We start from the raw sequence: 23021 nt of genomic DNA, 5'->3' as shown, positions 1-23021 counted from the left end.
GTCTCATCTGCCCTTACTGGACGAGCGCATCCGGCTTGCCCTTGCTGCGCGGCCGTTCCTCGACCATCTTGCCCCAGACGATCAACCGGTACTTGCTGGTGTACTCCGGCGTACAGGTGGTCAGGGTGATGTAGCGGCCCGGTCCGGTGAAACCCGACTGCGGCGGCACAGGACTGATCACGCTCGTGTTGCTCGGCGCCGTCACCGGCAGCATCGACGTCATCTTGTAGACGTAGTACTCGTCCTGCGTCTCCACGACGACCTCGTCGCCCGCCTTGAGCCTGTTGATGTACCTGAACGGCTCACCGTGCGTGTTCCGATGGCCGGCCAGCGCGAAGTTGCCCGTCTTCGCCGACGGCATCGCCGTCTTCAACTTGCCCTCGCTGTAGTGCCCGACCATGCCCTTGTCCAGAACCTTCTTGTTGCTGACGCCCTCGGCGATCGGCACGACCACGTCCAGCTTGGGAATGTGGAGGATCGCGAAGCCCTGCCCCGGCTCGAACTCCCCCGGTGCACGCTTCCCGCTCGCCCAGTCCTTCTGCAGACTGCTGGTCTCCTTGTCCGCCTGCGCGTGCGCCCGCACGTTCGTCCACCACAGCTGGTAGGAGACGAACAGCAGCATCAGCACACCGGTGGTGATGAACACCTCACCGATCGCCCGGCTCGCCAGAACACCCGCGCTGGGCTTGCGCGCACGAGCCTGCCGACGGGCCTCGACACGGGACAGCGGAGCGTCCGAGGCGGCGGAATCAGCGGATTCGGAGGCCTCGGCGGACTCCGACGCCGCGTGCGCGCCCCCATGGCGCCCATGACGGCGCTTGGCGGCCTTTCTCCGGGCCGCTCGACCACCCGTCGGGGTTCCAGTGGCAGATGTGACTCCCGATGCGTCAGACGGCGACAGGGAGGCTCCGGGCGGCGGATCCGGTATCCGCAGCGCCACCGTCTCCTCGTCGATGGGTGGCAGAAACGTCGGATCGGTCGCCTGCTGCCCGACCGCCCACTCGTCCTGCTGCCCGACCGGACCGACCTGACTCGCCTGATCAACGTGACCAACGTGCCCGACCGGGCCGCCCTGTTGCCCGACGGACCACTCACCCTGCCCGGCAGACCCGCCCGAACCGTCGGCCCACTCCTCGAACGCACCGGACGCCTCGTAGGGCTCCTGCCCGTACAAGGCGTCGGACTCGCGCTCGGGGCGCAGTGCGGTCACGCCGTGGCCCTGCCCACCACCGGGGCGAGCCCCACCGACCTCGCCACCGCACCCTCGTCCCCGCACTCCACCAGCCAGTTGGCCAGCATCCGGTGCCCATGCTCGGTCAGCACCGACTCAGGGTGGAACTGCACACCCTCGACCGGGAGTTCACGGTGCCGCAGCCCCATGATGATCCCGTCGTGCGTACGGGCGGTCACTTCGAGTTCGGCGGGAACCGTCTCCGGTTCGGCCGCGAGAGAGTGGTACCGAGTCGCCGTGAAGGGCGTCGGCAGGCCCGCGAAGACGCCCTTGCCCCCGTGCTCCACCAGCGAGGTCTTGCCGTGCAGCAGCTCCGGGGCACGGTTCACCACACCGCCGTACGCCACCTGCATCGACTGCATGCCCAGGCACACACCGAAGACCGGGACACCCGTCGCCGCGCAGTGCCGCACCATCTCGATGCAGACCCCCGCCTCCTCCGGCGTCCCCGGACCCGGCGACAGCAGCACACCGGCGAAGCCGTCCTGGGCGTGCGCCGTCGACACCTCGTCGTTGCGGAGCACCTCGCACTCGGCGCCCAGCTGGTACAGGTACTGGACCAGGTTGAAGACGAAGCTGTCGTAGTTGTCCACGACGAGAATGCGCGCGCTCACTGGTTGTTCACCGTCACATCGTTGAAGGGCAGCAGCGGTTCGGCCCACGGGAAGACGTACTGGAAGAGGACATAGACCACCAGTAGGACGAGCGCGAGCGAGATCAGCGCCCTCACCCACACGTTCCCCGGCAGATGCCGCCAGATCCAGCCGTACATGCCGTCCCTTCCGTTCCATCACGGCACCAGACTCACGCCGTACTCGCACCAGACTAGCGGCGCAACGCCGCCGGTTTGCCTTCGTCCACAGGCTGTGTGCTGTCCAGATGCCCCCACACGATGAGCCGATGGCTGTGCCCCCACTCCGGATCGCACGTGGTCAGCGTGAGATATCGACCCGCGCGCGTGTACCCCGACTTACGTGGCACGGGGTCGATCACCTCAATGTCCGTGGGAACGGTTTTGTAGGGCCCTTTGTCGATCCGATACGTGTACCAGGTCGTCCCGTCGGTCAGCACCACTGCGTCCCCCGGCCGCAGCTTCGGGAAGTCCACGAACGGATCGCCGTACGTACGCCGATGCCCCGCCACCGCGAAGTTCCCCACCTGCCCGAGCTGCGCGGTGTTGGCGTAGTGCCCGAGCCCCTTCTTCAGGGTGTTCACCGCGGTGTTCTCCAGCACCGGCTTGTTCCACGTGAAACCAAGCCGCGGGATGTACATGATCGCGAACGGCTTCCCCGCCGCGTACGGCGCCGGCATGGCCGGAGCGGCGGAACTCCTGCCCGTACCCCCACCCGTACTCCCCGCCGTACTCCCGGCCGTCGACTTCGGCGCCGCCGTCCGCTTCGCCCACTGATCGTGCAGCACATCGATCTGGTGGTTCATCGCCCCGTCCGCCCGCACCCCGGTCCAGAAGAGCACGTACACGACGAAGAGGCAGATCAGCGCCCCGACGGTGATGCACAGTTCGCTGACCGTCCTGACGACAACGCGCACCGGCAGCTCCTGAACGGCTCAGTTCACTCCACGGGCTGGGCGTAGTGCAGATCCACTGTGCCCGAGTAGCCGGGCAGAGTCACCGTCCCGTCGTGGGTCACTTTCCAGCCGAGACCGTAGACATTCACGTAGACCATGTAGTTCTGGATCGCCGTGGAGTCCGACAGAGCCTTGTTCAGCTTGTCGGGGTCGCCGATCGCCGTGATCTTGTACGGCGGCGAGTAGACCCGGCCCTGCAGGATCAGCGTGTTGCCCACGCAGCGCACGGCGCTGGTGGAGATCAGCCGCTGGTCCATGACCTTGATGCCCTTGGCACCGCCCAGCCACAGGGCGTTCACCACGGCCTGCAGGTCCTGCTGGTGGATGACCAGGTAGTCGGGCTGCGGCTCGGGATAGCCGGGGAGCTTGGCGGTGGCGTTCGGCGGGGCGTCGTTGAGTGTGACGGTGATCGCCGTGCCCTTCAGCTTCTGTGTGCCCGCCTTCTTCTCCAGCTCCGCCAGCTTCTCGTCCTGCGCCTTGCTGCTGCCGTCGTCCCGCTCGGCCAGGGCCTCCACGTCCCGGCGCAGCGACGCGCTGGAGTCGTCCAGCCCCTTGTTCTTGCGGCTGCGCTCCTGGATGAGGTCGGAAAGCTTCAGAAGCGACGTGTCCGTGCGGATATTGGTGCCCTTGGCCGTATTGAAACTGGTGAAGAAGATGAGCCCGGCGAGGGCGAAGACGGCCACCGTGAGCACCCGCACGGGCCGGAAACGGCGCCCTGGGGCAGGACTGGATCCGGCCTGGGGGGAGTCGGCAGAATTGCTCAACGTACCCTTATCTCCTTCGGCGCCGCGGAAGCACTACGCTAACGGACGCCCGGGGGAGCGCTAAGAGTCCCCTTGTACGCTGCCCCGGAGCCAGCCACAGTTCCCTGCGCGGCCACGCAGCGCATCGACAGGAGAGACCCTCGTGCCGAAGTCACGTATCCGCAAGAAGGCCGACTACACGCCGCCGCCGTCGAAGCAGGCGACCGCGATCAAGCTGAACAGCCGCGCCTGGGTCGCGCCTGTGATGCTGGCCATGTTCATCATCGGGCTCGCCTGGATCGTCGTCTTCTATGTGACCGACGGTTCACTGCCGATCGACAGCCTGGACAACTGGAACATCGTGGTCGGTTTCGGCTTCATCGCCGCCGGATTCGGTGTCTCCACGCAGTGGAAGTAAGCGCTGCGCCCCGGTGGACATAGCTCTGCCCAGGGGTATCCGCTGAGTTATCCACAGCTCGAAAAATATCCACAGAGGCCCTGGGGATAAAGAACGACGATCTGTGGATAACTAGTCGGGCGTTGACACCGGTACGACTGTCACACTCATCTTCGCAAGCCTGTTCGCCCCCTGCCTGACCTGCGGAAACACTGGTCAGTGACAGGGGGCACAGCTGTTCCCGCACGCCATGCACAAGATTCGACACCCGCTGTGGACAACCGGGTACGTCAGGTGAGCTGAGCGGTCCTGAGCAGGGTCATCACCACGACGACGACCAGGACGAGCGCGCAGGTGCCGTACTGCACGAGGGCGCGGCGCTCGCGGGGGGCGTGGACCATCGCGTAGCCGGTGACGAGGCCACCGACGAGGCCACCGATGTGGGCCTGCCAGGAGATGCCGCTCCAGCTGAAGGTGAAGATCAGGTTGATCACCAGCAGAGCGATGATCGGCCGCAGGTCGTAGTTGAGCCGGCGCATGAGGACCGCGGTGGCGCCGAACAGTCCGAAGATGGCTCCGGAGGCGCCGAGCGTGGTCGTGGTGGGAGAGGCCAGGAGGTAGACCAGGGCGCTGCCCGCGAGTCCCGAGGTGAAGTAGACCGCGAGGTAGCGGGCGCGGCCGAGGGCGGCTTCGAGGGGGCCGCCCAGCCACCAGAGGCTGAGCATGTTGAAGCCGATGTGCCAGATCTCCTGGTGGGTGAACATCGAGGTCACCATGCGGTAGTACTCGCCTGCGGCGACTCCCTGGGTGGCCTTGAAGGGGGCCGGGGGCCACTCGCCGATGAGGACGAGGTCGCTCAGAAGCGAGGGCCGGACGTGTACCGCGATGAAGACGGCGATGTTGATCCCGACGAGGATCTTGGTGAGCAGGCGCGGGTCAGCCGTGACGGTGCCGCCGGTGATGGTGCGGGGGCGGGACGCGGCCGGCGCGGGCCCGGTGGCGGAGTCGCCGCGGGCGCATTCGGGGCACTGGAAGCCGACAGAGGCGTTGACCATGCACTCGGGGCAGATCGGGCGTTCGCAGCGGGTGCAGCGGATGCCGGTCTCGCGGTCGGGGTGGCGGTAGCAGCCGGGCAGGCTCTGGGCGTCCTGCGAGCTGCCTGCCGCGTGGTCCATGACATCCCCTTGGTCGTCGTACGGGTGCCGTGCAGAAATGCACCGCCCCGCCCATCTTTACGGATGAGCGGGGCGTTTGGTTCCTGCCGTGCGGGGACTCGGCCCTTGTGGGTCCCGTCCCTCGCTGGTCTCAGCCCTCGCGGGTCTCGACGACGACCGACTCGATGACGACGTCGTTGACCGGGCGGTCGGTGCGGGGGTTGGTCTGGGTGGTGGCGATGGCGTCGATCACCTTCTGGCTGGCCGCGTCGGTGACCTCGCCGAAGATGGTGTGCTTGCGGTTCAGCCACGTCGTGGGGGCGACGGTGAGGAAGAACTGCGAGCCGTTGGTGCCCGGACCGGCGTTGGCCATGGCCAGCAGGTAGGGCTTGTTGAAGGAGAGGTCCGGGTGGAACTCGTCCTCGAACTGGTAGCCGGGGCCGCCGGTGCCGTTACCCAGCGGGTCACCGCCCTGGATCATGAATCCGCTGATCACCCGGTGGAAGACCGTGCCGTCGTAGAGCTTGTCCGTGGACTTGGCGCCCGTGGCGGGGTTGGTCCACTCACGCTCGCCCTGGGCGAGCTCGACAAAGTTCCGGACCGTCTTGGGCGCGTGGTTCGGCAGGAGCCGGACTTCGATGTCGCCGTTGTTGGTCTTCAGGGTGGCGTAAAGCTGCTCAGCCACGATCTGCCTTCCGTTGTCTTCCTGTGATCCCCCGATCCTCGCACGCTCCGCGCTCCGCGTCGCCCGGCCCCCGGTTCCCGGCGGACATCCGGCGTGTCCGCTTGCGGGAATTCCGGTCGTGTACCCCCGGGTACCGGCGCGCTGGGCGGCGATCCGTGGCATTGTCGACGACAGGCTCCTGTTGCCCCGTATTCATCCTCATGACCCGGATGCCCGCCCTCGCATGCCTGGCGATCCGTTGGCAGGCATGATCCGTAAAAGGGTGGAAAGTCGAATTACCGTACGCCACCGAGGAGGAGGAACCCGTGACCCGCATCGACAGCGTGCGCGCCGCGACCGGTTCGGCGAAGGACAGCGTGCTGCACGCCGCGGAAGTGGTGGCGCCCTACGCCGAGACGGCCAAGGACAGGACCGCGCACTACGCACATGAGGCCCGCGTACGGCTCGCGCCGAAGGTGTCGCAGGCCGCCGATCAGGCCCGCGTCCAGTACGACGCGCATGTCGCACCCCGCATCGAGCAGGCCCTCACACATGTGCCTCCGAAGGTCGACCAGGCCGCTCAGGAGGCTGCCGTACGTACACGCAAGGCGGCCCGGCAGGCCGCCGAGTACTCCCGGCCGAGGATCGAGCAGGCGGTGGCCGCGGCCGGGCCCGTCAGGGACGAGGCCGCCGCGCGCGGTGTTGCCGCACTGGCGGCGCTGCGTGGTCAGGTCTCGCCGAAGGAGATCCAGAAGCTGGTCCGTAAGCAGGAACGGCGGGCGAGGGCCGGTCGTGCCGCGAAGGTGCTGCTGGTGCTCGGCGCGCTCGCCGGCGGTGCTTTCGCCGCCTGGAAGTGGTGGGACAAGCAGGCCAACCCGGACTGGCTGGTGGAGCCGCCGGCGGCGACGGAGGTTCCGGAGTCGGGCCGGCTGACGTCGGTGGACGGCAGCGGCCAGTCGGTCCTCGACCCCGAGGTCCAGGCCAAGGAGGCCGAGGAGGAGGCTGCGCGCCACGACGAGGATCACTGACGCCCGTCGGGCCGGACCGGCCGAACTGTGCTGTGGGGCGGGAGACTTGAGAGTCTCTCGCCCCACAGCGATGTTTCACGTGGAACATCGCCGCGGATGGCACTGCGAGCACCGGCGCGAACATCGCCGTTGCAACGACCCGGGTGTCCGAGTTCCGCACAACCTCCTCTTGCGGAACATATCCTTCCGGTCGCCGTTTCGCCTTTACACCAGCTCACGCGGGGGTCGACCGTCGATGTGTGCGACCTCTGCGCCCCGCCGGGGCGCCTGGGGGACGGTTTCACGGGCCGACCCCGCTCCTCTTGTTTGCGCAAACTTATGCAACGACGCTGGGGCGGCATGCGTGATGCGCATCACCCCCGGGGCAGCTCAGGGAGGGTCGGCAGGTCACTGCGACCGGTTGGGCCCTCGGGGCATGCCTCGGGGCAGAGTTCGGGAGCGGGGCAGGCGTTCGGGCAGTTCTCCGGCAGATGCGGGTGTTGAGGAAACGGCCCTGTCCGCGGTGGCCGCTGCTCGGGTGTGCCGGGTGGTGCCGGACCGGCGCACCCTGCCGGACCGTCGACGCGGCACAGGGCGCAAAAGACCCCTCCGACCGCGTTTTCCGAGGTCGGAGGGGTTTCGGGGTGGAGCCTAGGGGAGTCGAACCCCTGACATCTGCCATGCAAAGACAGCGCTCTACCAACTGAGCTAAGGCCCCGAAGTGAGGCATCCGGCCGGAGGAACCGCGTCCCGGCGGGCGCCGGAGACCAGAGTACCGGGTCACCCCCGGGATCTCGCAAAAAGATTGGGGGTCCCCGCAGGCGACCACTCTCCGTAAGATGCTCGGCGTGGTTCGCTACAGCGAACCACAGTACTTGGGGAAGCGATGGGGAGACGCAATGGACGCCGCACAGCAGGAAGCGACCGCAAGAGCGCGGGAACTTCAGCGGAACTGGTATGGGGAGCCGCTGGGGGCGCTCTTCCGTAAGCTCATAGACGATCTTGGCCTCAACCAGGCTCGTCTGGCGGGGGTACTCGGTCTGTCGGCTCCGATGCTGTCGCAGCTGATGAGCGGTCAGCGGGCGAAGATCGGCAACCCGGCTGTCGTACAGCGGGTTCAGCTGCTGCAGGACCTGGCGGGGCAGGTCGCGGACGGCAGTGTCAGCGCGGCGGAGGCCACCGACCGCATGGACGAGATCAAGAAGTCTCAGGGGGGCTCTGTGCTCAGCAACACCACGACCACGACGAGCAGTTCGGGTGCGCCGACGGTCAAGCGGGTGGTCCGCGAGATCCAGTCGCTGCTCCGTTCCGTGGCCGCCGCGGGTGACATCATCGACGCCGCGGACACGCTCGCTCCGACCCACCCCGAACTGGCGGAGTTCCTGCGGGTGTACGGCGCCGGCCGCACCTCCGACGCGGTGGCGCACTACCAGTCCCACCAGAACTGAGGCGGTGGCCCGGTTCGCCGAAGGGGGTTCGGCGGCCGGGCCACGGTCGAGGCCGAGGGGGACCGGAACAGGGGGGCGCGAGGGGGAGTCGTATCGCTCGTCGAGGGGGAAGCAAGGGGGGTAGCCGAAGGGGGAGGAGCGACGCACAGCCATGGGTGAGGTCTTCGCCGGCCGGTACGAACTGGTCGACCCGATCGGGCGTGGTGGGGTGGGCGCCGTCTGGCGTGCCTGGGACCACCGTCGCCGCCGCTATGTGGCCGCCAAGGTGCTGCAGCAGCGGGACGCGCACTCACTGCTGCGCTTCGTGCGCGAGCAGGCCCTGCGGATCGATCACCCCCATGTGCTCGCGCCGGCCAGCTGGGCGGCCGACGACGACCAGGTGCTGTTCACCATGGACTTGGTCGCCGGCGGCTCGCTGGTCCATCTGGTCGGCGACTACGGTCCCTTGCCGCCGGCGTTCGTCTGCACGCTGCTCGACCAGTTGCTGTCGGGTCTGGCGGCGGTGCACGCGGAGGACGTGGTGCACCGGGACATCAAGCCGGCCAATGTGCTGCTGGAGGCCACCGGTACGGGTCGGCCGCGCCTCAGGCTGTCCGACTTCGGGATCGCCATGCGGCTGGGCGAGCCGCGGCTGACGGAGACCAACCTCGTGGTGGGGACGCCGGGTTATCTCGCGCCCGAGCAGATGCTGGGCGCGGAGCCGGACTTCCCGGCGGACCTGTTCGCCGTCGGCCTGGTCGCGCTGTATCTGCTGGAGGGCGCCAAGCCGGACGCCAAGGCGCTCATCCAGTACTTCGCGGCGCACGGGACGCCGGGCGCGCCCAAGGGCATTCCCGAGCCGCTCTGGCAGGTCGTCGCGTCGCTGCTGCAGCCCGATCCCGAGGCGCGGTTCCGCACGGCCACGGGGGCGCGCAAGGCGCTCGCCGCGGCGGCGGAGCTCCTGCCGGAGCCGGGCCCCGACGACGAGTCGATCGAGATCTTCGACCAACTCGGCCCACTGCCACCGGGGTTCGTCCCGGAGGGACCTCTGAAACGGGCGCCGGGGGTGGGGGTGAGGGCGAGAACGGGGCCCACCGGGACCTTGCCCACGGGCATGGGCACCGAGTCCGAGTCGGGCTCGGGTGCCGGCCCTTCCGGGAGCGCCGGGCTGGGAACGGGTGCCGGGTCGGGCGCGGGAGCCGGTTCCACTCCGGACGCCGGGGCGGGTGACGGGGCCGATGCCTCTCAGGGTGCCTGGTCGGGCACGGGTGGAGGGCCTTCGGGGAGCGCCGGGTGGGGTACGGGTGCCGGGCCTTCCGGACAAGCCGGGTCGGACAGGGGTGCAGGGTCGGGCGTGGGAGCCGCCTCCTCCGCAGGCGCCGGGTGGGGCATGGGTGCCGGGCCTTCCGAGGGGCTCGGGTCGGGTGTGGGTGCCGGTTTCACCGAGGGCTCCGGTTCGCCCCTCGACCCTGCCTCGTCCGTAGGCGCCGAGCCGCCGGAGGGCATCCAGTCGCCCAGGGGGGCCCAGCCGTCCACCGGCGCCGCGTCCTCCCCGGGGGGCCAGTACCCCATGGGCGCCGCTGCACCGCACGACCCCCACCGGGACAGCGGCCCCCTGCCGGAGCCGCACACGCCCACCCCCACGCCCAGCATGTCGGACACCGGCAGCTTCCATCTGCCCCCGCCGCAGGCCACGGCCTCCTCCCCCCGGACTCCCGCTCCACAGCCACCGCCACAGCACCCGCACTCGCAGCCGCCGTTCGCCGCCGAGCCGCGGTCGCCGTTGCATGCCGAGGCACAGCCCGAGCGGCACGCCGAGCCACGCCACCAACCACACGCCGAGGCCCAGCCCCCCGAGCAGGTCCAGGCACAGCCACGAATACAAGCCCAAGGACAGGCCCAGGCACCGATCCGGCCGCCCCGGCCCACCCAGCCTCCGCCCGCCCACGTCTCCCCCTACGACCCCACGCACGTCCTGCCCTCCCCACGGACCATGCCGCCGGTGCCCCACCACCTCGCCGAACCCTCTACTGCTTCGTACACCGCCCAGGTCCCGCAGGTTCCACATCCCGCGCAAGAAATCCCCGAAGAGGTCACGCGCCGCAACCGCCGCACCGGCCACCACGCACGCCGCCCCGGCCCCCCGGCCAAGGTGGCGATCCCCCTCCTGCTGCTGGCCCTGGCCTGCTACGCCGTGGGGTTCTGGGCACTGACCCGCATCTGAGCCGCCGCCCGACACGGCGTCACCAGCACCGGCGGGCATCTGAACCGCAGCCGCGCAACACTCACCCGGTCAGGGCCCTACCCCGAACCACCGCTCCCAGGAGTCCTCGCGAGCCGCCGCTCCCCACCTGGACCTTCAGCCGAAGCTCCAGCTGAAGCCCTCAGAACCACCGGCTGAAGCGCTCTCACACCGCCCGAGCCCGTCTCCGTGCCGCCGCCGTCCACACCCCCAGCACGGCGAGCACCACCGTCCCCGCGCCGATCCCGCCCGCGGCCAGTGCCTTCATCGCCGTCCCGTCGTCCCCGGTCCCGGTCCCGGCCTCCGCCGCGGTCTCACGGTCCTGTGCCGTGACGTGGAAGGCGTCCTGGGGAACGGACTGCCCTTTGTAGGCGGGGCCGTCCTGCGGGGCGCCCGCGACCCGTACCCGCAGAGTCAGCTCGAAGGGACCGTCGCCGAAGGTGTCGGCGATTCCGGCGGAGAGGTGTACGGCGAGGTAGTAGAAGCCGGCGAACCGCATGGCGCTGACCCTGGGGAGGGCGGCGAAACGGTTGCCGTAGTCGACCGGGGGCAGCGCGGCGAGGGGCGCGGTCAGCTGCTTGCCGTTGTAGCCGCGGCTCGCGCCCTCGACGTCACCGCGCACGGGGTTGTAGAGCGTCATGTCGAGGGCGTCGATGGCATAGCCGCTGCGGTCGCCGCCGGTGGCGCTCAGCTCGGCGGTGGCGGACAGCTGCTGGCCCCAGTCGACGGGGACCTTGTAGAAGAGCGTCCGGCCGGGCGAGAGGGGCGTGCGCCAGACGCCCTGGCCCACGGGGGCGGCCCTGGCGAACCCGCCCCCGCCCGTGCGGGTTTCTGCCTCGCCGGCGAGGGGCGTGGGGGTCGCTGAGTTCCAGGCCTGGGGGGTGTTCGTCGCGCCGTCGCCCGTCAGGCCCGGCTCGGTCGTGGTGGTGAGCTCGAGGTCCCAGTCGCCGGGAGCGGAGTCCGCCGTACCGACGCGTTCGACGACCACGTAGTACGTGCCGCCGTCCGCGCACACGGGAGTGCGCGGGGAGGTGGTGCGTGCCCCCAGTGCCGTGATGGGGTGCGGGCTGCCGGACGTGCCGAAGGTGGCGCTGTCGGTGGAGCAGGTGTGGCTCTCGGTGTTCTGGACGGTCACCTTGATGCCGTCGGCCACGGAGAGCCGGGCGTCCGTGCGCGGGACGGCGGTGACGGAGACATAGGCGTTGGAGGAGGCGTCGAGGTCGAGGCGGTAGTAGCGCTTCGCGGCGCTGGGGAGCGAGCTCCGGTAGTTCTTGCCGGCCTCGAGGAGTTCCGCGTCCGCTGCCCCCGTCGCGCCCTCGACGCCCTGGGCGTCCGGGGCGAAGGCGTAGGAGGACGAGGGGGACGAGGCGTCGGCCGCCATAGCGGGCCCGGTCGGCCCTGACAGCGGCAGCAGCGCCGATATGCACAGCAACGCCGCCTTACGCCATCTCATCTCTCGCGCCACCCCTCGTCGTCGCCCGGGCCACGGGACCGACGCCCATCCTGCCCCGCGGCGGCGCACATCATCCTTGGATCGCGCAACACGGCAACCGGAACGCGAAACCCCGACCGTACGTACGGTCGGGGTTTGTTCAGAATCGGTATCGGTGCTCAGGAACCCGTGGGCACGGAGTCGGTCGCCTCCGTCCACAGATCCTGCTCGGCGCGATCCGCCTGGATCTGGCGGTACACGAGGAGCCCGCCGATGGCGGCCAGTGCGACCAGGAGAAGCTTCTTCACCGCGCGACCTCGTCTTTCCTTGACGTAGGGGACCTCTGGCGCCCGACTATACACACCGACCGATATCGATCGGTGACCTGCGTGCGGCCCCAACTCCCGCTCCCGACAACGCAGTAGAAGCGGAAGCAGTTACTCCAAATTATCCCTTTGGCGGCTTTCTTCAGACTTTACACCCATTCGTGTGGTGTTCATCTGAAGATCGACGCGCCACGGGCGTCGGTCCACCACTTCGCGACCTCCATACACATCATGAGGAAAGTACGCAAATCGCCCAACCCGAAAGTGAGGGAACATGGCTCGCAACCAGCTGATGAAGCTCTGGACCGCCTTCGTCACCGCCCTGCTCGCGCTCTGCTCGGCGCTCGGACTCGTCACGACCACCGCCACCGCCGCCGTGGCGCAGACCGGGGCTACCGGCGACAGCACCAGCAACGCCGCGCGCCACGTGACGCCGCCGACACCCTCCCACCACTGGGTCTGGTCCCACGCCAGGGCCCTACCCCCCACGATGAAGCAGCGCATCCGCGCCGAGGCCCACGGCAAGTCCCCCAGCTGCCGGCACCGCCCCCTCGACGAGACGACGGACGACGCGACCGAGCAGTCCGACCCCGCCTGAAGGACCTCAAGTACCTGAAGTTCCTGAAGTACCTGAAGTACCCGACGTACTTGATCTACCCGATGTACCTGACACACCAAGACTTCTTCCGGAGTCCGTAGCCTGACTCCATGCACCACCGACGCATCGTCATCGTCACCGCTGTCCATGCCCCGTCGGCCGAGTTCCTGGGAGATGCGTACACGTCGTTGTGCGCGCAGGAGCTTCCCGAAGAGTGGGAGTGGCACTGGGTGATCCAGGAGGACGGCACGACGGACGCGGTCCGGCCGTACGTCCCCGAGGACGCGCGCGTGACCTTCCGGCAGGGAAGGCCGGGCGGTCCCGGAGTCGCCCGTACGTTCGCCCTGGCGCACGCGGACGGCGCGTACGTGAAGGTGCTGGACGCCGACGACCAGCTCGCGGCGGGTGTGCTGGCGCGTGACCTGGCTGCGCTCGAGGCCGACCCGACCATCGGGTGGGCGACCTCTCGGGCCCTGGATCTGATGCCGGACGGCTCGACCGTCGGCTTCCCGGGCGATCCCGAGGAGGGGCCGATCGAGCGAGGTGCCGTGCTCGACTTCTGGAAGGCGAACGACTTCCGTGCCCAGGTGCACCCGGCGACCCTCTTCGTCCGCCGGGATCTGCTGCTGGCGCTCGGTGGGTGGATGGCGCTGCCGGCCTCCGAGGACACGGGGCTGCTGCTGGCGCTGAACGCGGTGGGCCGGGGCTGGTTCTCACGCGAGACCGGGCTGCTCTACCGCAAGTGGGAGGGCCAGGCGACCGGGCAGGCGGCGCACGCGGAGACGACGGAGCGCGCGGCCCGGATGGCGGTGGTGGAGGAGCGGGCGACGGCGCTCGCTTCTTTTGCGTGGCACCACCCTGCCGGCACGACGTGACCGACCCGGACGAGACCGGCCGCAGGCCCGCAAGCCCCCTAACGCGCCCCGCCCGCAACCGCGAGCCAGTGGGCGACCCTGCGCACCGTGGTCTCGTCCAGCCGCTCCGCGAGGGCCTGTACGGCATTCCAGTCGTCCGGCCCCAGATCGTGCAGCCCCGCCTTGCCCAGACCGGCCACGAGCACCTGCCTACGGCGGCCGCCCATGCGCTCTGTGAGGCTGATGGGCTGCTCGGTGGCGCCGGCGGGAGGCTCGGGCGCCGTCGGGACGTCGGTCGCGGCGGGCGAGACGTCGTAGCGCTGCCAGGCTCCGTCCTTGGGCCCCCACAGGGCGACCTCGAAATCGCCTCCACGCGCGCGTACCGTCTGCGCCATCTCGCCGAGTGCGTACTGCACGGGAGAACGGTGGGGGGACTCGGCGCACACCTGCCAGGACATGGAGGACGGCCGATAGGCCGTGGCGACCCAGCGTGGCGCTCCTGACGGCTGCGGACTGTGGGGACGTGTCGGCACTGCACTCACCCCTTCGGAGGCTGCACGGCAGAGGGACGATAGCTGACGGTCCGTCAGATGACCAGTGCATGCCTCTGTCCTCTTCACGGCCGCCGTGGCACCCTGCCGACGGTCGTGGACGAGGAGGCGGAGATGACGGGACCCGATGGCGCGGGTACGGCAGAGACGGCTGATACGGCGCAGGTGCTCCGCGAACTCCACGGCACGCGCGCGCGTAGTGCGTACGAACGCGCCCTGGCCGCGTGCCGTCACGCCGGGGTGGACGAGTCCGCCGCCCAGGTCGTCCCGGACAGCCCCGTGGGCCGCGCCGCGCACGCCCTGCGCCTGACGGCCCGCTCGCTCGACGCCCTGGTCACTTCCGTCCCCGACCCCGCCGCGGACGCCCGCTGCGCCCGCAACGCCGCCGCCACGGCCGCCCTGGCAGCCCAGCTGGCCCAGGCGCACGACGACGGAGAAGGCCCGCGTGAAGCGCTGCGGGCCGCCCTCACCGCATCACGGGCGGCCGCGGTCGCGGCGGGCGGAGCGGCGGCCGGGAAGGACACGGCCCTGAACACCGCCGCCGACGAGGCCGAGAAACTGGCGCTGGCGGCGGCGCGCGAGGCGGGGTGGAGGTAGCGGGCGCGGCCCGTGGCGTCCGGCTCCGGTCCCTCCCCTCGTGGGGACCGGCGCCGAACGCCGCGGATCTGTCGGGCTCAGCAGAGACCGTCGCCGTCGCCCGGAGCCTCCTACGGAAGCTGGCCGAGAACGTTCGGCGCTGTGAGCTGTCTCCCCGAGTGCTGAGCCGATGGCCTGCCCGGACGTAGCGTGATGGGTTCGCTACTGGGTCGGGATCCTGCCAGCTGAGGCGCGAACCGAGGAGATTCCGGTCACCCTCCGGACCTTTAACCCGCAGGTCAGCCATATAAAGTGAGTTTTCCGGTCCGGATGTCCAAGCGCGGGGGAAGTAAGGGGTGGAGACCTTGAGTTCCGACTCAGGGGCACGCACAGCCTTCGCGGAGCGCCTTGCGCTGCTCTACAAGGAGGCCGGCAACCCTCCCCTCACGCGCGTGGCCGAGGCTGTCGTACAGCTGCAGCGGAGGGACGAGCGGGGGCGGCCCGTGCGGGTCTCCGCGCAGCGGATCAGCGACTGGCGGCGGGCCAAGAACGTGCCGGCGCAGTTCGCCGCGCTCGCCGCGGTGCTGTACATCCTGATCCCCCAGGCACGGCGGGCCCGGCCGGCTCCGGTCTCGCCGGGGCTGTACGACCTGGCCCAGTGGCAGCGCCTGTGGGAGCGCGCCGTGGCCGACCCGGCCGGCGAGCGTCCCGCGCCGGCGGCGGAGGCCGGGGAGGCGCCGGCCGAGGCCGGTGTGTGCCCGTACCGGGGGCTGGCCTCCTACCGGCAGGAGGACGCCCGCTGGTTCTTCGGCCGGGAGCGCAGCACCGAGGCCCTGGTCGAGCAGTTACGTACGGCGGAGAAGACCGGCGGCCTGGTCATGCTCGTCGGCGCCTCGGGGGCCGGGAAGTCCTCCCTGCTGAACGCCGGTCTGGTGACCGCCGTCCGCGGCGGCGCCCTGAGCGACGAGGAGGGTGTGCCGCAGGCGGTGCTGCAGTGCGTGCCGGGCGCCGATCCACTGGCCGAGTTGACCCGCCGTATTCCCGAACTCACCGAGGCCGTCGCGGGCGGCGCGGAACCGGGCGCCGTACGGGAGGCCGTCACGGCGTGGGCGCGGCGGGAATCGACGTCCACCGCCCGTCCCGTCCTGATCGTGGACCAGTTCGAGGAGGCCTTCACCCTCTGCTCGGACGAGACGAGCAGACGTACCTTCGTCGAGGTCCTGCACGCCACGTGCTCGCCGGCCGGCCCGGGCGCCCTCGCCCCGGTGCTCGTCGTCCTCGGCATCCGTGCCGACTTCTACGAGCAGTGCCTGGCCCATCCCGAGCTGGCGGACGCGCTGCAGCACCGGCACATGGTGCTCGGTCCGCTGACCGCGGCGGAGCTGCGTGAGGCGGTGACCGGTCCGGCGAAGGCCGTGGGGCTGGAACTCGAACCGGGTCTCGCGGAGTTGATCGTGCGGGAGGTGAGTGCGGACGGCCCGCGTGGGGCGCATGACGCGGGTGCGCTGCCGCTGCTGTCGCACGCCCTGCTCGCGACCTGGCAGCGCCGCAAGGCGGGCCGGCTGACGCTGGCCGGGTACCGCGCGGCGGGCGGCATCCAGGGCGCGGTCGCGGCGACCGCCGAGCGGGCCTGGTCCGGCCTGGATCCGGCGGCGCGTGCGGCGGCCCGGCTGTTGCTGCTGCGCCTGGTGCGGCTCGGCGAGGACACCCAGGCCACGCGTCGGCGGGGGACCCGGCGGCAGCTGGCGCAGGAGTCGACGGACCCCGGCAAGACCGAGGAGTCCCTGGAGGCGCTGGTCCGTGCCCGGCTGGTGACGCTGGACGCGGAGACCGTGGAGATCACCCATGAGGCGCTGCTGCACGCCTGGCCCCGGCTGCGCGACTGGATCGACGAGGACCGCGGCGATCATCTGCTGCGCCAGCGGCTCGAGGAGGACGGCCGGGCCTGGGAGGACTCGGGGCGCGACTCCTCTCTGCTGTACCGGGGTTCGCGGCTGGGGCAGGCGCACAGCTGGGCGAAGTCGGCGGGGGACAGGTTCCTGACCCGCAGCGCGGTGGAGTTCCTGGCGGCCTCGGTCCGGTTGCGCCGGCGGATGGTGTGGATCGGACGCGGTGCGGTGGCGGCGCTGGTCGTGCTGGCGGTGCTGGCGGGCGGGGCGGCCGTGGTCGCGTGGCAGCAGCGGGACGACGCCGTGTTCGAACAGGTGCTCGCGGAGGCGGACCGGGTGCAGTACACGGACCCCTCGCTGTCCGCGCAGCTCGACCTGGTCGCCCACAACCTGCGCTCCGGCGAGGCGGGCACCAACAACCGGCTGATCTCGATCGTCAACGCCCCCCTCGCCACCCCGCTCCTCGGCCACACGGGCGCCGTCTACCTGACCACCTTCAGCCCGGACGGCCGGCTTCTGGCGACCGCCAGCGCCGACCGGACCGTACGCCTGTGGGACGTACGGGACCGCACCCGCCCCAAGCCGCTGGGCAAACCCCTGACCGGGCACACCAGTTGGGTCAGCAGCGCGGTCTTCAGCCCCGACGGAAAGACCCTGGCCAGCGCCTCGGACGACGGCACGGTCCGGCTGTGGGACGTGCGCGACCCCAGCCGGCCGAAGGCCCTGGGTACGCCCCTGAACGGCCACGACGGCACGATCTACCTCATCGCCTTCAGTCCGGACGGCCACACCCTCGCCACCGCGAACGAGGACCACACCGTCCGCCTGTGGAACACGACCACCCCCAGCCGCGCGACGTCACTGGCCACGCTGACCGGCCACACGGCCGCCGTGCGCTCTCTCGCCATCAGCCCGGACGGCCGCACGATCGCCGCGGGCGGCGACGACAACACGGTCATGCTGTGGAACACGTCCGACCCGAGCCACCCGGAGCGGACCGGCCCGACCCTGACCGGCCACACGGGCACCGTGCACTCCGTGGCCTTCAGCCCCGACGGAAAGACCCTCGCAAGCGGCAGCGCGGACGACACCGTACGGCTGTGGAACGTGGCCGACCCCGCCGACGCGAAGCCCCTCGGCTCCCCGCTCACCGGCCACACCGGCCTCGTCTGGTCGGTCGCCTTCAGCCCCGACGGCACCATGCTCGCCGCCGGCAGCGCCGACAGCACGGCGAGCCTGTGGAACGTCCGCGACCCCGCCTACCCCTCCCAGGTCGGCGAGCCGCTCGCAGGCGGCAGCGGCGAGATGTACGCCCTCGGCTTCAGCCCCGACGGCAAGACCCTCGCGACCGGCAGCGGTGACAGCAAGGTCCGCCTGTGGTCACTCCCGACCTCGGACATGATCGGCGGCCGCGGCACGTTCCGCCCCGACGGCAAGGTGCTGGCCACGGCCGCGAGCGACGGACGCATGCGGCTGTGGGACGTGCGCGACGCCGCCCACCCCACGCTGATGGGCAAGCCGTTCATGAACGCCGGCGGCGGCGACCCCTCCCCGGCCTTCTCCCCCGACGGCCGCACCCTCGCCGTGCTGACCGGCCACCGCTCGGTGGCCCTGTGGAACGTCGCCGACCCGGCCCACCCGGTCCCCGCCGGCCCGGACATCACCCTGAAGACCCGCTTCATGGGCCCCGAGGCGATCTCCTACAGCCCCGACGGCCGCATCCTCGCCACCGCCTACGACGACCGCACGATCCAGCTGTGGGACGTCGCCGACCCGGCGCATGTGAAGCCCCTCGGCAAGCCCCTCACCGGCCCCAAGGGTTTCATCGACTCCCTCGCCTTCACCCCGGACGGCCGTGCGCTCGCCGCCGGCAGCGAGGAGGGCGTCGTACGCCTGTGGGACGTCACCGCTCCCGACCGCGCCCAGCCCCTCGGCAAACCGCTCACGGGCCACCTCGGCCCCGTCAACGCGCTCGCCTTCACCCCGGACGGCCACACCCTCGCCAGCGGCAGCGACGACGACACCGTCCGCCTGTGGAACACCACGGACCCCGAGCGGGCGACCTCCCTGGGCTCACCGCTCACCGGCCACTCCGAGGCGGTCGTCTCGCTGACGTTCGGCCGGGACGGCCGCACCCTGGCCAGCGGCGGCAACGACAACACGGTCCGCCTGTGGAATGTCGCCGACCCGTCCGACGCGACCCCCATCGGCCAGTCGATGAGCCCCAACGCCAGGACGGGCCACTTCCTCGCCTTCAGCCCGGCCAGCAACCTTCTCGGCGTCTCCAGCGGCTCCGACACGGTCCGCCTGTGGAACCTCGACGTCGACGTGGCGATCCGCCGTATCTGCTCGACCACCAGGGGCGTTCTGACACCGCAGAAGTGGCACGAGTACCTGCCGCGGCTCTCGTACGACCCCCCGTGCGGGACCAAGTGACAGGCGCAGTGACAGCCCCGGTGTACTGACACGCGTGAGCGGAAGCAGGTGATCCGGATCACAACTCTCGGTTCGCACGGAACAGTTGGCTCCCACCGAGCAACCGACCTTGTTACCCTTGGCCATAGCCCGACCGCTGGTGCATCCCCCGTCGCCAGCGGTCGGGTCTTTTCATGCGCCTGCCCTTGGTGTCAGCCGTGGAACGCCACTGATGTCATCCGTGGACGACGAAGACCCCCAACCGACGGTTGGGGGTCTCTTCGCTGGTGGGGCTAACAGGATTTGAACCTGTGGCCTCATCCTTATCAGGGATGCGCTCTAACCAACTGAGCTATAGCCCCGCCGCGCTCTGCGGTGTGTGTCCCGCGCGCTGACTCCTGAAGATTAGCGCACGACGTGGGCAGTCCCAAAATCGGTAATCAGGAGCTGATCAGCGACGTCCGTCACTCGTCCTCGGCGAGCGTCAACTCGATGCCACCGACGAAGCCCGCGGAAAGGTTGTAGATGAACGCGCCGAGGGTCGCCAGCGCCGTCGCGAGGACGACGTCGATGACCGCGATGATCGACGAGAACATCAGGACGTGCGGCAGGGACAGGAAGGACTGCAGGTCGAAGCCGTTCGACTCGTTCGAGCCGGTGGCCTCGGAGATGGTGCCGCCGACCGTCGAGAAGACGCCCATTGCGTCCATGACCATCCACAGCACCGCCGAGGCGACGATCGTGCAGATGCCCAGCGCGATGGAGAGCAGGAAGCTCACCTTCATCACCGACCACGGGTCGGCCTTCGCCACGCGCAGACGTGCCTTGCGGATACGGGGCGTGGTGCGCGCGCCGGTGCGGGGGCGGCGTACCGCGCCCGTCGGTGCGGGGGCGGCGGCCGCCTGGGCCGCCGGGTTCGGGTAGGCCTGCGGCGGGTGGTACGGCCCGGCCGGCTGCTGCGGCTGCCGCTCGCCGGGCAGCGGGGAGGCCGTCGGCGGCGGGGTGGGCTGGGCCGGGGGCTGCGGCCTCGACTGCGCCGAAGGCTGCGCCTGCGGTTGTGCCTTCGGCGGGGCGGCCGGGCCCGCCCCCGTCTGCTGCGGACCTCGCGTGTCCGTCACGGTTCCCCCCTGCGATCCCTCGGAGTCGGTCGAGGGCGGACTGGTCGGGTCCACCTCGACCTTGCGAAGTTGGGTCGTGTGCGGATCCGCCGCACGCGCGGCGGAGCCACGGCCGCCGCCGTCCGACTCCGTACCGGTGGAATTACCGGTGGAGGTACCGGCCGATCCGGCGCCCGTGGCTCCGCTCACGATGACTCACTCCTCGTCCTACTCGGCCGAGGGCGACTCACCCTCGTCCGTGCCGGTGGTCGCGACATCCTCGGCGGTCTCGTCCACGGCATCGTCACCGTCGACCTCCTCCGCCTCGCGCCCCGCCTCGGCGTTACGTGCGATGCCGACCACGGCATCGCGCTTGCCCAGGTTGATCAGTTGGACGCCCATGGTGTCACGGCCCGTCTCCCTGACCTCGCTGACTCGCGTACGAATCACACCGCCCGACAGCGTGATGGCGAGGATCTCGTCGCTCTCCTCGACCACCAGCGCGCCGACGAGCGAGCCGCGATCCTCCACGATCTTGGCGGCCTTGATACCCAGGCCACCGCGACCCTGGACGCGGTACTCGTCGACGGCGGTCCGCTTCGCGTACCCGCCGTCTGTGGCAGTGAACACGAACGTACCGGGTCGAACAACATTCATCGACAGAAGTTCATCGCCCTCGCGGAAACTCATACCCTTGACACCGGACGTCGCACGCCCCATGGGGCGCAGTGCCTCGTCCGTGGCGGTGAACCTGATCGACTGTGCCTTCTTGCTGATCAGAAGCAGATCATCATCGGCCGAAACGAGCTCGGCTCCGATCAGTTCGTCGTCCGAACCGTCCTCCGTCTCCCGGAGGTTGATGGCGATGACACCGCCGGAACGGGGCGAATCGTAATCCTTCAGAGGCGTCTTCTTGACCAGACCCCCCTTGGTGGCCAGGACCAGGTAGGGCACCGCCTCGTAGTCCCGGATCGCGAGGATCTCGGCGATCGCCTCGTCCGGCTGGAAGGCCAGCAGGTTCGCAACATGCTGGCCGCGCGCCTCACGGCCGGCGTCCGGAAGCTCGTACGCCTTGGCCCGGTACACCCGGCCCTTGTTGGTGAAGAACAGCAGCCAGTGGTGGGTCGTCGAGACGAAGAAGTGGTCGACGATGTCGTCCTGCTTCAGCTTCGTGCCGCGAACGCCCTTGCCGCCCCGCTTCTGCGAGCGGTAGTCCTCCGTCTTGGTGCGCTTGATGTAGCCGCCGCGCGTGATGGTGACGACGATGTCCTCCTCGGCGATCAGGTCCTCCATGGACATGTCGCCGTCGAAGGGCACCAGCATCGTCTTGCGGTCGTCGCCGTACTTCTCGACGATCGCGGTGAGTTCCTCGCTGACGATGCCGCGCTGGCGGACCGGGGAGGCGAGGATCTGGTTGTACTCGTTGATCTTCGCCTGGAGTTCGTCGTGCTCCTGGACGATCTTCTGGCGCTCCAGGGCGGCCAGTCGACGCAGCTGCATCTCGAGGATGGCGTTCGCCTGGATCTCGTCGATCTCCAGGAGCTGCATGAGGCCCGTGCGCGCGATCTCGACGGTCTCACTGGCCCGGATGAGCGCGATGACCTCGTCGATGGCGTCCAGGGCCTTCAGCAGACCGCGCAGGATGTGCGCCCGCTCCTCGGCCTTGCGCAGCCGGAAGCGCGTACGGCGGACGATGACCTCGATCTGGTGCGTCACCCAGTGACGGATGAACGCGTCCAGGGAGAGGGTGCGCGGGACCCCGTCGACCAGCGCCAGCATGTTGGCGCCGAAGTTCGTCTGCAGGTCCGTGTGCTTGTAGAGGTTGTTCAGGACGACCTTGGCGACCGCGTCCCTCTTCAGCACGATCACGAGGCGCTGGCCGGTACGGGAACTGGTCTCGTCCCGGACGTCCGCGATGCCGCCGACCTTGCCGTCCTTCACCAGGTCGGCGATCTTCTGCGCGAGGTTGTCGGGGTTGACCTGGTACGGCAGCTCCGTGACCACCAGGCACTGGCGGTTCTGGATCTCCTCGACCTCGACGACCGCACGCATGGTGATCGAGCCACGGCCCGTGCGGTACGCCTCCTCGATGCCCTTGCGGCCGACGACGAGCGCGCCGGTCGGGAAGTCGGGGCCCTTGATGCGCTCGAGGAGGGCGTCCAGGAGCTCCTCGTGCGAGGCCTCCGGGTTGTCCAGGTACCACAGGGCACCGGCCGCGACCTCGCGCAGGTTGTGCGGCGGGATGTTGGTCGCCATGCCGACCGCGATGCCCGCCGAACCGTTGATCAACAGGTTCGGGAAGCGGGCGGGCAGGACGGTCGGCTCCTGGGAGCGGCCGTCGTAGTTGTCCGTGAAGTCGACGGTCTCCTCGTCGATGTCGCGGACCATCTCCATGGACAGCGGCATCATCTTGCACTCGGTGTACCGCATGGCGGCCGCCGGGTCGTTGCCGGGAGAACCGAAGTTGCCGTTGGAGTCCACCAGCGGCATGCGCATCGACCACGGCTGCGCGAGGCGGACCAGCGCGTCGTAGATCGAGGAGTCGCCGTGCGGGTGGTAGTTGCCCATGACGTCGCCGACCACGCGCGCGCACTTGTAGAAGCCACGCTCGGGGCGGTAACCGCCGTCGTACATCGCGTACAGCACACGCCGGTGGACGGGCTTGAGACCGTCCCGGACATCGGGCAGCGCACGGGACACGATGACGGACATCGCGTAGTCCAGGTACGAACGCTGCATCTCCGTCTCGAGCCCGACCGGCTCGACACGCTGGGCGATGTCGCCGCCTTCTTCAGGCGTGAAGGGAGTGTTCTCGTCGGCCATTGCTGGTG

General features: G+C 69.9%; 20 protein-coding genes and 2 tRNA genes. 8 read left to right on the top strand and 14 right to left on the bottom strand.

From position 1 onward, the window contains the following. Window positions 1–13: 13 nt before the first annotated feature. From ACWC09_RS03165 to ACWC09_RS03145, 5 genes are read right to left on the bottom strand one after another with little or no spacing between them, the layout of a single operon-like run. Window positions 14–1210 carry a class E sortase gene (locus tag ACWC09_RS03165; protein ID WP_450847946.1) on the bottom strand — a complete coding sequence of 399 codons (1197 nt, stop codon included), beginning with the start codon at window positions 1208–1210 and terminating at the stop codon, window positions 14–16. Further along, window positions 1207–1845, bottom strand: coding sequence for an aminodeoxychorismate/anthranilate synthase component II (locus ACWC09_RS03160; protein WP_450847945.1), 639 nt, complete (start codon window positions 1843–1845; stop codon window positions 1207–1209). Before ACWC09_RS03160 ends, ACWC09_RS03165 begins: the two co-directional genes overlap by 4 nt. Beyond that, window positions 1842–2003, bottom strand: a complete 162-nt coding sequence (locus tag ACWC09_RS03155; RefSeq protein WP_450847943.1) for a hypothetical protein — start codon at window positions 2001–2003, stop codon at window positions 1842–1844. The genes ACWC09_RS03160 and ACWC09_RS03155 overlap by 4 nt, the downstream gene beginning before the upstream one ends. Before the next feature lie 53 nt (window positions 2004–2056). Continuing rightward, on the bottom strand, window positions 2057–2779 hold the full coding sequence (locus ACWC09_RS03150) for a class E sortase (RefSeq protein ID WP_450847941.1): 723 nt from the start codon (window positions 2777–2779) through the stop codon (window positions 2057–2059). A gap of 23 nt (window positions 2780–2802) precedes the next feature. Further along, complete coding sequence (locus ACWC09_RS03145; RefSeq protein WP_450847939.1) at window positions 2803–3582, bottom strand: DUF881 domain-containing protein; 780 nt, start codon at window positions 3580–3582, stop codon at window positions 2803–2805. Between the two features lie 142 nt (window positions 3583–3724). On the opposite strand from ACWC09_RS03145, the gene crgA reads away from it, so the two are divergent. Next, window positions 3725–3979, top strand: a complete 255-nt coding sequence (crgA, locus tag ACWC09_RS03140; RefSeq protein ID WP_356352659.1) for a cell division protein CrgA — start codon at window positions 3725–3727, stop codon at window positions 3977–3979. A gap of 269 nt (window positions 3980–4248) precedes the next feature. Here crgA and ACWC09_RS03135 read toward each other — a convergent pair whose 3' ends face one another. Then, window positions 4249–5133, bottom strand: coding sequence for a rhomboid family intramembrane serine protease (locus ACWC09_RS03135; RefSeq protein ID WP_450847937.1), 885 nt, complete (start codon window positions 5131–5133; stop codon window positions 4249–4251). Window positions 5134–5263: 130 nt separating this feature from the next. Next, window positions 5264–5797, bottom strand: a complete 534-nt coding sequence (locus ACWC09_RS03130; RefSeq protein WP_450847935.1) for a peptidylprolyl isomerase — start codon at window positions 5795–5797, stop codon at window positions 5264–5266. Between the two features lie 305 nt (window positions 5798–6102). Here ACWC09_RS03130 and ACWC09_RS03125 point away from each other — a divergent pair, with 305 nt between their 5' ends. Next, window positions 6103–6804, top strand: coding sequence for a DUF5324 family protein (locus ACWC09_RS03125; RefSeq protein WP_450847933.1), 702 nt, complete (start codon window positions 6103–6105; stop codon window positions 6802–6804). Between the two features lie 624 nt (window positions 6805–7428). On the opposite strand, the gene ACWC09_RS03120 is transcribed toward ACWC09_RS03125, so the two are convergent. After that, a tRNA-Ala gene (locus ACWC09_RS03120) sits at window positions 7429–7501 on the bottom strand. A 181-nt stretch (window positions 7502–7682) separates the two neighbouring features. Between ACWC09_RS03120 and ACWC09_RS03115 the strand changes: the two genes are divergently transcribed. After that, on the top strand, window positions 7683–8231 hold the full coding sequence (locus ACWC09_RS03115) for a helix-turn-helix domain-containing protein (protein WP_450847932.1): 549 nt from the start codon (window positions 7683–7685) through the stop codon (window positions 8229–8231). Between the two features lie 151 nt (window positions 8232–8382). Further along, the gene (locus tag ACWC09_RS03110) at window positions 8383–10434 is read left to right on the top strand and encodes a protein kinase domain-containing protein (protein ID WP_450847930.1); all 2052 of its coding nucleotides are present in this window, start codon (window positions 8383–8385) and stop codon (window positions 10432–10434) included. Between the two features lie 184 nt (window positions 10435–10618). Here the strand turns inward: ACWC09_RS03110 and ACWC09_RS03105 are convergent, their stop codons facing one another. Both ACWC09_RS03105 and ACWC09_RS03100 read right to left on the bottom strand, forming a co-directional pair. Further along, a complete protein-coding gene (locus tag ACWC09_RS03105; protein ID WP_450847928.1) occupies window positions 10619–11905 on the bottom strand; it encodes a hypothetical protein in 1287 nt (428 codons plus the stop codon). Between the two features lie 158 nt (window positions 11906–12063). Then, a complete protein-coding gene (locus ACWC09_RS03100; protein WP_003999697.1) occupies window positions 12064–12192 on the bottom strand; it encodes a DLW-39 family protein in 129 nt (42 codons plus the stop codon). Window positions 12193–12484: 292 nt separating this feature from the next. Between ACWC09_RS03100 and ACWC09_RS03095 the strand changes: the two genes are divergently transcribed. Together ACWC09_RS03095 and ACWC09_RS03090 are read left to right on the top strand one after the other, a co-directional pair. Then, entirely contained in the window at window positions 12485–12808 is a 324-nt protein-coding gene (locus tag ACWC09_RS03095) for a DUF6344 domain-containing protein (protein ID WP_450847926.1), read from the top strand. A 110-nt stretch (window positions 12809–12918) separates the two neighbouring features. After that, window positions 12919–13683: a glycosyltransferase family 2 protein gene (locus tag ACWC09_RS03090; protein ID WP_450847924.1), complete on the top strand. Its 765-nt coding sequence runs from the start codon at window positions 12919–12921 to the stop codon at window positions 13681–13683. Window positions 13684–13721: 38 nt separating this feature from the next. On the opposite strand, the gene ACWC09_RS03085 is transcribed toward ACWC09_RS03090, so the two are convergent. Further along, window positions 13722–14078: a hypothetical protein gene (locus ACWC09_RS03085; RefSeq protein WP_450847922.1), complete on the bottom strand. Its 357-nt coding sequence runs from the start codon at window positions 14076–14078 to the stop codon at window positions 13722–13724. 249 nt (window positions 14079–14327) lie between these two features. Between ACWC09_RS03085 and ACWC09_RS03080 the strand changes: the two genes are divergently transcribed. Both ACWC09_RS03080 and ACWC09_RS03075 read left to right on the top strand, forming a co-directional pair. Further along, a complete protein-coding gene (locus ACWC09_RS03080) occupies window positions 14328–14810 on the top strand; it encodes a hypothetical protein (RefSeq protein ID WP_450847921.1) in 483 nt (160 codons plus the stop codon). A 335-nt stretch (window positions 14811–15145) separates the two neighbouring features. After that, window positions 15146–19114 carry an nSTAND1 domain-containing NTPase gene (locus ACWC09_RS03075; RefSeq protein ID WP_450847919.1) on the top strand — a complete coding sequence of 1323 codons (3969 nt, stop codon included), beginning with the start codon at window positions 15146–15148 and terminating at the stop codon, window positions 19112–19114. Window positions 19115–19378: 264 nt separating this feature from the next. On the opposite strand, the gene ACWC09_RS03070 is transcribed toward ACWC09_RS03075, so the two are convergent. The 3 genes from ACWC09_RS03070 to gyrA form a co-directional block, all read right to left on the bottom strand. Beyond that, window positions 19379–19455, bottom strand: a tRNA-Ile gene (locus ACWC09_RS03070). Between the two features lie 102 nt (window positions 19456–19557). Next, window positions 19558–20400: a DUF3566 domain-containing protein gene (locus ACWC09_RS03065; protein ID WP_450847917.1), complete on the bottom strand. Its 843-nt coding sequence runs from the start codon at window positions 20398–20400 to the stop codon at window positions 19558–19560. A gap of 18 nt (window positions 20401–20418) precedes the next feature. Next, window positions 20419–23013, bottom strand: coding sequence for a DNA gyrase subunit A (gene gyrA / locus ACWC09_RS03060; RefSeq protein ID WP_450847915.1), 2595 nt, complete (start codon window positions 23011–23013; stop codon window positions 20419–20421). Window positions 23014–23021: the final 8 nt, after the last annotated feature.

The organism is Streptomyces sp. NPDC001617 (assembly GCF_053596855.1).
This window is presented reverse-complemented; position numbering and strand designations above follow the sequence as displayed.